Source organism: Methylomicrobium sp. Wu6, from assembly GCF_035916875.1.
Taxonomy (GTDB): domain Bacteria; phylum Pseudomonadota; class Gammaproteobacteria; order Methylococcales; family Methylomonadaceae; genus Methylomicrobium.
In genome coordinates this window covers 1-9,577 of sequence record NZ_JAXUHN010000013.1, presented here as the reverse complement: position 1 = coordinate 9,577, position 9,577 = coordinate 1, and the positions used below count along the sequence as shown (strand labels likewise).

8 protein-coding genes and 1 pseudogene are annotated in these 9,577 nt (G+C 52.4%); 1 reads left to right on the top strand and 8 read right to left on the bottom strand.

Going from position 1 to position 9,577, the window contains the following annotated elements:
- The first annotated feature begins 410 nt into the window (after positions 1-410).
- Complete coding sequence (locus U2W12_RS00415) at positions 411-740, top strand: cupin domain-containing protein (protein ID WP_326498701.1); 330 nt, start codon at positions 411-413, stop codon at positions 738-740.
- 262 nt (positions 741-1,002) lie between these two features.
- On the opposite strand, the gene selD is transcribed toward U2W12_RS00415, so the two are convergent.
- The 8 genes and pseudogenes from selD to U2W12_RS00375 all read right to left on the bottom strand — a co-directional run.
- Complete coding sequence (selD, locus tag U2W12_RS00410) at positions 1,003-3,273, bottom strand: selenide, water dikinase SelD (protein ID WP_326498700.1); 2,271 nt, start codon at positions 3,271-3,273, stop codon at positions 1,003-1,005.
- Complete coding sequence (gene mnmH, locus U2W12_RS00405) at positions 3,266-4,351, bottom strand: tRNA 2-selenouridine(34) synthase MnmH (RefSeq protein WP_326498699.1); 1,086 nt, start codon at positions 4,349-4,351, stop codon at positions 3,266-3,268. Before mnmH ends, selD begins: the two co-directional genes overlap by 8 nt.
- A 91-nt stretch (positions 4,352-4,442) precedes the next feature.
- Entirely contained in the window at positions 4,443-4,904 is a 462-nt protein-coding gene (locus U2W12_RS00400) for an RES domain-containing protein (protein ID WP_326498698.1), read from the bottom strand.
- Positions 4,904-5,332 (bottom strand): antitoxin Xre/MbcA/ParS toxin-binding domain-containing protein, encoded by a 429-nt coding sequence (locus U2W12_RS00395; RefSeq protein ID WP_326498697.1) that lies wholly within the window; start codon positions 5,330-5,332, stop codon positions 4,904-4,906. Before U2W12_RS00395 ends, U2W12_RS00400 begins: the two co-directional genes overlap by 1 nt.
- 123 nt (positions 5,333-5,455) lie before the next feature.
- A complete protein-coding gene (gene pepN, locus U2W12_RS00390; RefSeq protein WP_326498696.1) occupies positions 5,456-8,104 on the bottom strand; it encodes an aminopeptidase N in 2,649 nt (882 codons plus the stop codon).
- Between the two features lie 221 nt (positions 8,105-8,325).
- Positions 8,326-8,610: a DUF2959 family protein gene (locus U2W12_RS00385; RefSeq protein WP_326498695.1), complete on the bottom strand. Its 285-nt coding sequence runs from the start codon at positions 8,608-8,610 to the stop codon at positions 8,326-8,328.
- Between the two features lie 85 nt (positions 8,611-8,695).
- Positions 8,696-9,025: a c-type cytochrome gene (locus U2W12_RS00380; RefSeq protein ID WP_326498694.1), complete on the bottom strand. Its 330-nt coding sequence runs from the start codon at positions 9,023-9,025 to the stop codon at positions 8,696-8,698.
- 109 nt (positions 9,026-9,134) lie between these two features.
- Positions 9,135-9,369, bottom strand: a pseudogene (locus U2W12_RS00375) (integrase core domain-containing protein); the annotation flags it as partial.
- Positions 9,370-9,577 lie beyond the last annotated feature (208 nt).

Genomic DNA, 9,577 nt, shown 5'->3' with positions numbered 1-9,577 from the left:
ATTGGCAATATCCCTCCGGCAGAAGCGGAAACAAGGTATTATCAACAACTTTCCGAGTCGGCTCTCGCAGCATGACTCACAACTAACAGTCTCCGGGAAAACCGGGACGGTTCAGACTGGATGACGGCATCCAAAATCAAACACTGCGAATTAACTTTCTGGCAACGGCGTTACTGGCAACATTGAATTATCACTGAATCGAATTACTCTGGCCATATGGATTACATCGCCATTAATCCGGTTAAACGTGGCTTGGCGACGTGGGGGCGGGATTGGCGGTATTCGGCTTTTTACCGGGATGTCGGCGCGGCATTTATCCTTTAGACTGGACTGGCGCCTTCGACACGCTTGATTTACCGTTTGGCAGCAAACCAACAAGTAACAATTAGACAAAACATAAGGAGAATCAAATGCCAGACGTCAACAATCTTGTCGGGGTAGTTGTAAACATGAAAAACATGGTCTCTTATCAGACGGGATCAGTTGTGAGTCGCACCGTAATAGATAAGAGTGGTGGAACAGTGACTGTGTTTGCCTTTGACCTTGGACAGGGATTGAGTGAACATACTGCGCCTTTTGATGCACTCGTCCAGATTATTGACGGAGTTGCGGATATAACACTATCTGGAGAAATATTTACCGTTAGAGAAGGTGAGATGATCATAATGCCTGCAAATACACCGCATGCTTTAAAAGCAAATACTCAGTTTAAGATGGTTCTCATTATGATCGGAAAATAAGAAAAAAGGTCACAATCCCTATTGCCGGACGGTGTGTGCCCTATCAGCGGGGTTTATCGAAGTTTCAATGATAGAGCGACATTAAGCAAGTAGCCCGGATGCAGCACAGCGGAATCCGGGGATACGCGAACTCCGATAATCCCTGATTTCACTACGTTTCATCCTGACTACACGTTGCGCATGTCGGCGATTCGGTTTTGGCTGTTATCCTGATGAAGCAAAACCGGGGCAGGCCATTCCTTATTCCACGGCAGGCGCGGAGTTAAAGAACGATGATTTGATGCTGATCAATCACTTCGCCTATCACACAGGCTTCTAAGACGCCGCTTTGATGAAGGGCTTGCAGGCAGTCGTCCGTTTGCCCGGACGGCACCGAAAACAAAAGCCCGCCGCTGGTTTGAGGATCGAACAGCGCGGGAAAGTTTACAGGGTTCACGTCGCTGCTTAACACCGAACGTAAAGACTGATAATTTCTTTCGGAGAGCGAGGCGGAATAGTCTCTTGCAAATAAGCCTTGAACGCCGTCGAACAATGGAATCTCCCGATAGACGATTTTGACGCCTACCGCATTGCCGCTGTTTCTTCCCATCATTTCAAAGGCATGACCCAACAGGCCGAAACCGGTGATGTCGGTGCAACCGGAAATATTGAAACGGCGGATCGCTTCCAATGCAATTTTATTCGATTGCAGCATGCTAAAAAGTGCTGCATCGACCAATTTTCCGCTCGACTGGGCCAGCATGTTGGCCGCAAAGATCACGCCGGTGCCGATCGGTTTGGTTAGAATCAAGCGGCTGCCGGCTTGGGTCAGTTGTTTTCTGAGTATTTGCTTCGGTTCGACTTCGCCCTGGACGGCCATTGCAATCGCAAGTTCCGCGCCTTCGCTGGTGTGGCCGCCGACCAGTGAAGCGCCGCTTTGGGTCAAAATATCCAGCACGCCCGACATAATCTGAAAAATATCTTCCCGCTGAATCCTCTCGGTTGCGGGACCGAGCGTCAGTCCGACTTGTGCGGTCTTCGCAACGCCGCCCATCGCATAGATATCGCTGAGTGCATGTTGGGCGGCAATTTGACCGAATATATAGGGATCGGAAATGAAAGCGCGGAATTGGTCGAGGCTTTGCAGGCAAAGCCTATGCTCGGAAAATCGTGTCAACGCGCAATCTTCGCCATCCATTGCGCCGAGCAACACCGAGTCTTCTTGCGGAATCGTCAGTTTATGTAGACTCGGCATCAGCGTGGAGGCGGCCAATTTGCTGCCGCAGCCTCCGCAGGTGTTTTCGTGCCAGTCTTCCGGAACCAAGGTGAATTTTGGCCGGGGCATGACCGGCTTGAAATGCGAAGGCTTTACCGGGAATGTCTGGGCCTGAAAACGCTGCATGAAGCGCCGGTCGATACTGTCTTTGACTCGCCATAACAGCGTAGGCCACATCCAGCGCAGGATCGATGCGCTGTCCTGATGCACCAGCGCTTTACGGTCGCCGATCGTAATCAAGGACAGCACATCTTTTTTCGGGCGAAAGGTTCTGAACGCGGACTTTCGGGTGAAAAAAGTACGGATATTATGCTCAAGAATCCGGCCTTGCCGAACCGCATACACGCCGGCTTTTTTCAGGGGCGAAGGGGTGAAATGAATACAGTCGCCGGCGGCAAAAAGGGCATCCTCATTTTCGACGAGCAGTTTTTCGGTGACATTTAAAAAGCCGTCTTGATTGACCGGCAGCCCCGAGCTTTTAAACCATGGCGGCGCGGCGGCCTGGGTTGCAATCAGAACCCGATAAAAGTCCTGCGTGTGGAGACGGCCTTGATCGTCTTTCAGCAGCAAGCCATTATTCTGTAATTGCAGCACTTCGGTATTCGGAAAGACCTTGACGCCTGCGGCGTCGAGCGTTTTTGACAGTTGGCTTTGGGCGCGGCGGTCTTTGGCCGAAACCAGAAACTCATGCCGGTGAATCAGGCTGACTTCAGCGTTCCAGTCATTATGATCGATCAGCATTTTCAGGATGATCGCGATTTCAACTCCCGCCGCGCCCGCGCCAACCAGCGCCAGCGGTAAAGGCTCTCGGCCTTGATAAGCCTTCAGGTCTGCAATCAGCCGGTCCCAATGAGCGAGGAATTGTGAAATCGGCTTGAGGGGGATCAGTTTAGCGGCGGAGGCCGGCGCCAAACTCGCGATGCTTTTAGGTGCGATGCCGACATTGATCGACGCGCAGTCGTAGCGGATATCGGCGCGATTCTCCAACTGGATCTTTTTTCGCACGGGGTCTATTCCGATGATCTTGGCCTCGATGAAACGCTGGCCGAGTTTTTCGCAGATCCGTCTGAGATCGAAATGACAGTCTTCATGGGCATAATAGCCCGCCAGATAGCCGGGCAGCATGCCGGAATAGGGCGAATGGGGCTGATCGGATATCAGGGTGATTCTGAGGCCGCCGATCGGATGCATCGCCAGCATTTTGAGCACCTGGATATTGGCGTGCCCGCCACCGAGCAGGACCAGATCCGAAACAATCGGCGTGGCACGATTAATCATGGTGTTGAGACTGTAAAAAACCCAAGCAGTCCTCCCAGGCGCCTTCAAACAAGGTCTTGCGTGATTTTAACGACAGCGAATAGAGATATTGCTTGTCGTAATAGGTCGTCAGCAACCGTTCGATCCAATCGAGATGGGCGTCCGTGCTGTCTTCAGCCAAGGCGTCTAAAGCAAACGCCCGAATCAAAAGTATCTTGATTTTATCGTACTCCAGGCCGCCGAGCTTGTTTTTGATCCTTTCGATATTGTAAAGAAAGTTTTGTTCCAGCATCTCCAGGCGCATGCCGGCGGCCAAAGGCGTTTGAATGTATTCCTGATGGATGGCGAATGCGCGTTGCCGGGTCGGGGCTTCGATTCTGACCATCGGCGCGGTCGTCATGCGCGCATAAAAATTGTCGGGCACATGACAGCGGCCGATGTTGGGGCTTTCATCTTCCAGCACATAGTTTGGCGCAAGCCGATATAGCGCCTGAGCCAGCTCGTTTTCGAAGGTAGCCTGTTGCGGCTGGCTGGCGCCGAAGTGCGATCCGAACGCGCTGCCGCGATGATGGGCAAGGGCTTCGAGATCGACAATGCGGGGAAGCCGATGCAACAAACGGGTTTTGCCGGCACCGGTCATGCCGGAAATAATCACAAACGGAGTCGGCTTTTCCAGCGCCGTTAACGCTTCGTGCCGTAAACCTTTATAACCGCCCTCGACGCGAAGTACTTCATAGCCCTGTTGATAAACCCAATCCTGCGCGATGCGCGACCTGAGTCCCCCTCGCCAGCAAAAAAGCAAAGCCGGTGCTTCTGGATGGCTGTTGATCGAATCGCACCATCGACGAATCAGCGCGTCTTTATAGTCGCCGCTAACCAGTTCGTGTCCGAGTGCTTTGGCCGCTTCCGAGCCTTCGGTCTTGTAGGTCAGACCGACATCATGCCGATGGGAATCTGAAAGGATCGGAATATTGACGGTATTCGCAAAATGCGCTTTTGCATATTCGCCTTCCGACCTGACATCGATGACGGACATCTTATGACATGCGCTCAAGAGCCTGAAAGCTTCGGCGGCGGGGAGGGTGGGGTGGTTGTTCATCGATTGTATTTAACAGGCAATTATCGGGACAGGCTTGACATGGAGCGTCGAATGGAACGTTTCGCCAAACTGATGACTCAATCCAGGCGGATTATTCTTGTCTTTCGAAAAGCCGTTTGTCCCAAATAATCCTTTCGGGAAGGGAGATGATTAGTTTTTTCGCATCCGGATGATTCGGATTGACCAAGGCGTTTGCATCCAATCGGGCGATCACCGAGGGAACGACCAATATCGCCGTCCTGGATTCTTGTAACCATCGATCGCCAAAAGCCCTGGCGGTTACGCTGTTTTCGATATCCCAGCTATGGGGAAGCGAGTCGGGATCGTGCATTTCTAGCGATACGTCGTCTGGCGCTTCTGCGACAATGTAGCTATGCGTCTTTGGAATGCGGCCGATGTTCGCATGGGCCAGAATCTCAAGCATTGCGCAGGAATAACTCAATGAGCCGTAAATGACCGGCCGGCCGGGACTGTTCCATCTGCCGCCGACCATGGCCGCGCCCGTGCCGTCCCAAATCGGATGCCGGTTGTCGCCAATCCGGAAAATCCGCATCAAGCCGCGATGCCATAAAACAGCTTCCAAAGCAGTTCTTCGACGCGGCGCGCCCCGAGTTCGGTCATCGAAACCTCGAGGGGCGTTTGGTTTTCCAGCATGGGATGGGCCGTATGCAGAAACGTTCTTGCGTCATCGTCGGAATCCCACACATATTGCGCGGTCGCATAAACCCTGGCCAAGCGTTCGGCACGGCCCGATTCTTCCGCGGTCAGCTTGTTGCGGCGGCGCTTGTATGTCGCCTCGGGCACTATCCGGTATAACAGCTGTTTTTTTTCTTCAAGGGACGAACAAATACGTTCGACGCTCGCCTTGAGCGCTTTCTTGGGAAGTCCTTCGGCTACCAACTGATCGAGTTCGGAGAATGAATGCGGAATGATTTCCAGCTCCATCACGGAAGCAATGTTTTCGGGGGTGACGAGCAGCATAGGGAAAACTCATAGGTATCATTTTTATGGTATTTATGTATCAAGTGATACTTTTTGTCAAGCAGGATATACATCAATGCCGTTATTTCACGGTAACGGCAATGAATAACCCGTTCGATCCCTTTAAGCCAAACTTTTCACCGCCACTTCATACACATCCTTCGAAATCGCCGCGGTCGAAATGATCCGTTCCAATTGCGCTTTCATCAAGCTCTGCCGTTTCATGTCATAACGCCGCCAGGAGGTCAGTGCGCCGACCATTCTTGAGGCGACTTGCGGATTCAAAGTGTTCAATTCGAGAATACGGTCGGCGAGAAATTGATAGCCCTGGCCGTTCGCGGCATGGAAATGTAAGGGATTCGATTGCGAGAAGGCGCCGATCAATGCTCTGACCCGGTTCGGGTTCTTGATGTCGAACGCCGGGTGTTCGAGCAAGTTGAGCACGTTGTTGTAGGCGCCCGGCATCGGGCTCATTGCCTGGGTTGTAAACCATTTGTCGATAACTAACGCTTCGTCCCGCCATTGTTCGTAAAAGCTGTCCAGGCATTGCTGTCCGGCCGGATGCGGATGGTTCACGATCACGGTCAGCGCGGCGAGTTGATCGGTCATGTTCTTGGCGCTGTTGAATTGCTGCAACGACCAATGTTGAATCCACTCCGCATCGAGCCTTGCGAGGTAAGCCAGGCAGGTGTTTTTGATGCGGCGGCGGCCGATCGCCCTGGCATCGAATTGGCCGGATTCGTCGCTGTGATATTGCAGATAGAGCGCTTCGAGTGGTTCGCGCAGTTGTTCCGCGAGCGCTTTCGCGACCGCTTCGCGCGCAAAATGAATCGCCTCGACATCGACCACGCGCATTTGCTCGGTCAGATAGAGTTCCGACGGCAGCGTCATCAGCAATGAAAAATAGGACAAGTCCTCCCACGGGTGCGCCAGCACCTTTTTATAGGCGTCGATCAGCAGCGGATTGACGGCCAGTTCCGAACCGTCCTGATAGTCGACGATCAGCCCCGAGATCACCTGCACGGCCAGTTGTTGGCCCGCATCCCAGCGGTTGAAGGTGTCGGGGTCGTGGCTGAGCAGGAACGCCAGCTCATCGAGCGGCCGGTTCATCGCCAGTTTGACCGGCGCGGAAAAACCGCGCAATACCGAAACAACCGGCTCTTCCTGTAAACCGTTAAAGACGAAGGTCTGTTCTTGCTTGGTCAATTGCAGCACGGCCTGTTCGGCCGCTTCGCCGTCTTGCAAGCGGGAAAGAGCCGGCGAGCCGTCTTTGTTCAGCAGGCCGGTCGTGACCGGAATCAGCAAGGGCTCCTTAACCGTTTGCCCCGGCGTCGGCGGGCAATATTGCGAGAAGGTCAAAGACAGCGTGTTTTGGCCGGCGTCGAAGTACTGCGAGACGTTCAATACCGGTGTACCGGCCTGCGTATACCAGCGCCGGAACTGGCTCAAATCGACGCCGTTCGCGGCTTCCATCGCGCTGACGAAATCGTCGCAGGTGACCGCCTGGCCGTCATGGCGTTCGAAATACAGATCGCTGCCTTTCCGGAAGCCTTCCGAGCCGAGCAGCGTATGCAGCATGCGCACGACTTCGGCGCCTTTTTCATAGACCGTCAGCGTGTAAAAATTGTTGATTTCGATATAGGCATCGGGCCGGATCGGATGCGCCAACGGGCCTGCGTCCTCGGCAAACTGGCGGGTGCGCAGCATGTTCACATCCTCGATCCGTTTGACCGCTTTGGAGGTGCGATCGCCGGTGAATTCCTGGTCGCGGAACACCGTGAAGCCTTCCTTCAGGCTGAGCTGAAACCAGTCGCGGCAGGTGATCCGGTTGCCGGTCCAGTTGTGGAAATATTCATGTCCTATCACGCCTTCGATATGTTCGTAGTCGGCATCGGTCGCGGTATCGGGACGCGCCAGCACGAACTTGGTATTGAACACGTTCAGGCCCTTGTTTTCCATCGCGCCCATGTTGAAATGGCTGACCGCGACGATCATATAGAGATCCAGATCGTATTCGCGGCCGTAGATCTGTTCGTCCCAGGCCATCGCGTTCTTCAGCGACTGCATCGCATGGCCGCATTTATCCAGGTCGTGCTTCTCGACGAAGATTTGCAGGGTAATGTCCCGGCCCGAGATTGTCGTGAACTGGTCTTCGGCGCATTCGAGTTGACCCGCGACCAGCGCGAACAGGTAGCAGGGCTTCTTGAACGGGTCCTTCCAGGTCACCCAATGTTGATTGTCCGGCAGCTCGCCGTGGCCGACCTTGTTACCGTTCGACAGCAATACCGGAAAGCGGTCCTTGTCGGCGGTGATCGTGGTCGTGAACACGGCCATCACATCGGGGCGGTCGAGGAAATAAGTGATTTTCCTAAAACCTTCGGCCTCGCATTGGGTGCACAGCATGCCGTTCGACAAATACAGGCCTTCGAGCGCGGTATTCGCCTTGGGATCGATCACGTTTTCGATCGTCAGCACGAAACTGCGCTGCTGCGGCACATCATGAATAATCAACGAATCCGGGGTTTGCAAGTAATCCTTGTCGCCCAGTTCGTTGTCCTCGTTCAGCACGATCCGGACCAATTTCAGATTCTCGCCGGCCAGGGTCAGGGACGTATCGCTCGAACGGCTGGCCGGATTCCGGCACATCGTGAGCCTGGAAACGACCCGTGTGTTTTCTTCGTCCAGCGTAAAGTTCAGATCGACGTTTTGAATCAGATAATCCGGTACGGTGTAGTCTTTCAGATAAACGGTTCTGGGATTTGCGTCACGCATGCTTGTATGGTCTTTAAAGGAATAAATGCTGTGAGTGTAACGGAATCGGCGGTAAACGCAACTATTTGCTGGATAAGGTGATGTTTATGCGTAATTGATTGATTTACGTGATGCCTTTACGTTTCCTCGAGCCGAGTTTTGGCAAACCAAAGCGGGGTTTGATATATTGGAACCAATTTCTTGTTGCAGGATTTTGAAGCGGACTTCGTATGTTAAAAACATCAATCGACATATAAAAGGCTGTCTAGGTTATCGACATGACCCGATGTCGGCAACGCTTTCCGATCGGACAATACCTCCACAAAACTGCGGGCTTCGGCGATCGTTTTTTCCATCGCCTGAATCAATTGCGCGATTTCGATGAATTCATGTTGCAGCGCGGCAATCCCCCGCGCATTCAGATTATGTTTAAGATACAGCACCTGACTCTTGAAGGCGGAAATTTGTTCGAAGAGGTGTCGTTTTGATCTTTTTAAACATTTGCGACGGAGCCGCTGCTTAGCCATGTAGCACGCAATTGAGTACTCCCGTATTGCGCCGCGCCGCATGATGAGCATCCCATTCTACGAGCTACATGGCTTTAACGCGTTATTATTTCCAACCTGCATTCGCTTGCTGCATCACATAAGCAGCAATATTTTTAATTTGATCCGCAGACAGGCTTGTGCCAAATGCCGGCATCGGGGGTTTACCGTTGGTAACCAAAGTAATAATTTCTGCTTCAGAATCCATCTTGTTGTCTTTTAAATCTTTTATGCTTAACGATTTGGCTGGATTTATTAAATTTTTTCCGCCTGAATGACACGACATACAATTGTTGGCAAACACTTCAGCACCGGCTGATGCATCGGCAGCGTGAACATTGCCAATAAAACCAAAGATAAGCGCACTTAAAACCAATAAGAATGTTGAACGTAACATGATTGTTCTCCAAAAAATAACTTGAACACGATGATATGAGCGGACAACCCACCAACTTGACCGCTAAAAGCAGAGTAATGATAAAACTTTTTTATGACGAAGACTCTTATTAGTTGGAAATAATTTTCAAGCAATGGAGACTTTGTATGGCACGCGGAGGAGGCAACATGCCGGTATAAGCCTGATAGGGTATTTTTCGCTTCAGGCTCGAATGCGGTCTGAACCGATTGTACCTTCACATACTGCATAATCGAGGTTCTCGCCTGAGCGACCGAATCGTAAGCGTGCAGATAAACACATTGGTATTTCACCGACCGCCACAGACGGTCGGTGAAGCCATTCTCGCCAAGCATCCCGACCGGCCACTTGTGCTCCGTGGGTGTGCTCAGGCGGCAACCGTTTGCCAGCACCGTATCGACAAACACCTTGGTGGTTAACCAATAATGGGAAATCCCCCGGCTCTGCCGGGGAGACAGCAAAAGTTTGACAATAAGAGGAGTCCATCAGGAAACTGACTACCGTGAACCGCCAAGCACACGATAGAGGAGAACC

Bases quoted from the DNA above. Each gene is read 5' to 3' on its own strand.
- U2W12_RS00415 (WP_326498701.1), top strand. From the start codon at position 411: ATGCCAGACGTCAACAATCTTGTCGGGGTAGTTGTAAACATGAAAAAC.
- selD (WP_326498700.1), bottom strand. From the start codon at position 3,273: ATGATTAATCGTGCCACGCCGATTGTTTCGGATCTGGTCCTGCTCGGT.
- mnmH (WP_326498699.1), bottom strand. From the start codon at position 4,351: ATGAACAACCACCCCACCCTCCCCGCCGCCGAAGCTTTCAGGCTCTTG.
- U2W12_RS00400 (WP_326498698.1), bottom strand. From the start codon at position 4,904: ATGCGGATTTTCCGGATTGGCGACAACCGGCATCCGATTTGGGACGGC.
- U2W12_RS00395 (WP_326498697.1), bottom strand. From the start codon at position 5,332: ATGCTGCTCGTCACCCCCGAAAACATTGCTTCCGTGATGGAGCTGGAA.
- pepN (WP_326498696.1), bottom strand. From the start codon at position 8,104: ATGCGTGACGCAAATCCCAGAACCGTTTATCTGAAAGACTACACCGTA.
- U2W12_RS00385 (WP_326498695.1), bottom strand. From the start codon at position 8,610: ATGGCTAAGCAGCGGCTCCGTCGCAAATGTTTAAAAAGATCAAAACGA.
- U2W12_RS00380 (WP_326498694.1), bottom strand. From the start codon at position 9,025: ATGTTACGTTCAACATTCTTATTGGTTTTAAGTGCGCTTATCTTTGGT.